This window comes from Streptomyces humicola, assembly GCF_024436035.1.
GTDB classification, from domain to species: Bacteria; Actinomycetota; Actinomycetes; order Streptomycetales; family Streptomycetaceae; genus Streptantibioticus_B; species Streptantibioticus_B humicola.
This window is the reverse complement of the sequence record NZ_JANFNG010000073.1, coordinates 1-1,503: the sequence shown is the minus strand read 5'-3', so window position 1 is coordinate 1,503 and position 1,503 is coordinate 1. Positions and strand designations below refer to the sequence as shown.

1 protein-coding gene is annotated in these 1,503 nt (G+C 66.6%); it reads left to right on the top strand.

Annotated features, from left to right (window positions below):
• Positions 1 to 44: 44 nt before the first annotated feature.
• Complete coding sequence (locus NGB36_RS32995; RefSeq protein ID WP_255924342.1) at positions 45 to 1,499, top strand: catalase; 1,455 nt, start codon at positions 45 to 47, stop codon at positions 1,497 to 1,499.
• Positions 1,500 to 1,503: the final 4 nt, after the last annotated feature.

The following is a 1,503-nucleotide window of genomic DNA, read 5'->3' as shown; positions in this document are numbered from 1 at the left end:
CGCGATACGGAACTTCGCTTTCACCTCCCATACGGAAGGTCGCAATGCCCAAGCACACGCTGACGACCGAGTCGGGCGCGCCTGTCGCCGACAATCAGAACTCCGCTGCCGCTGGTGTCGGTGGGCCGCTGTTGTTGCAGGACCAGCATCTGCTGGAGAAGCTGGCCCGGTTCAACCGTGAGCGGATCCCGGAGCGTGTGGTGCACGCCCGTGGCTCGGGCGCCTACGGCCACTTCGAGGTCACCGACGACGTCACCGGCTACACCCGGGCCGCCTTCTTGGACACCATCGGCAAGCGCACCGAGGTGTTCGCGCGGTTCTCCACCGTGGCCGACAGCCTCGGCGGTGCCGATGCGGTGCGCGACCCGCGCGGGTTCGCGGTGAAGTTCTACACCAGCGAGGGCAACTACGACCTGGTCGGCAACAACACCCCGGTGTTCTTCATCAAGGACCCGATCAAGTTCCCCGACTTCATCCACTCCCAAAAGCGCGACCCGTTCACCGGCAAGCAGGAGCCGGACAACGTATGGGACTTTTGGGCACACACCCCCGAGGCCACCCACCAGGTGACCTGGCTGATGGGCGACCGCGGCATCCCGGCCTCCTACCGGCACATGAACGGCTACGGCTCCCACACCTACCAGTGGACCAACACCGCAGGCCAGGCATTCTTCGTCAAGTACCACTTCAAGACCAACCAGGGCATCCGCTGCCTGTCCAGCGAGCAGGCCGCGCAGCTCGCGGGCACCGACCCCAACAGCCACCAGACCGACCTACTGCAGGCGATCGAACGCGGCGTGCACCCCTCCTGGACGCTGTACGTGCAGATCATGCCCGCCGCCGACGCCGACGGATACCGGTTCAACCCCTTCGACCTGACCAAGGTCTGGCCGCACACCGACTACCCGCTGCAACGCGTGGGCCGCCTGGTACTGGACCGCAACCCCGACAACGTCTTCGCCGAGGTCGAACAGGCCGCCTTCTCCCCCAACAACTTCGTCCCCGGCATCGGCCCCTCCCCCGACAAGATGCTCCAAGGCCGGCTGTTCGCCTACGCCGACGCCCACCGCTACCGCCTCGGCGTCAACCACACCCACCTGCCCGTCAACGCCCCCAAGGCCACCGACGTGCACAACTACGGCCGCGACGGCCTCATGGCCCTGAACAAGGCCGGACGAGCCAAGAACTACGAACCCAACTCCTACGACGGACCCGTCCAGACCGGCCAACCGCTGTCCGCCCCCCTCACCGTCACCGGCCACACCGGCACCCACCCCGCCCCCGAACACACCAAGGACGACGACTTCTACCAGGCCGGCGAGCTGTACCGGCTGATGAGCGAGGACGAAAAGCACCGCCTGACCGCCAACATCGCCGGCGGCCTCGCCCAGGTCTCCCGCGACGACGTGATCGAAAAGAACCTCGCCCACTTCCACGCCGCCGACCCCGACTACGGCAAGCGCGTCGAACAAGCCGTCCGCGAACTCCGCGACAACTGAACCA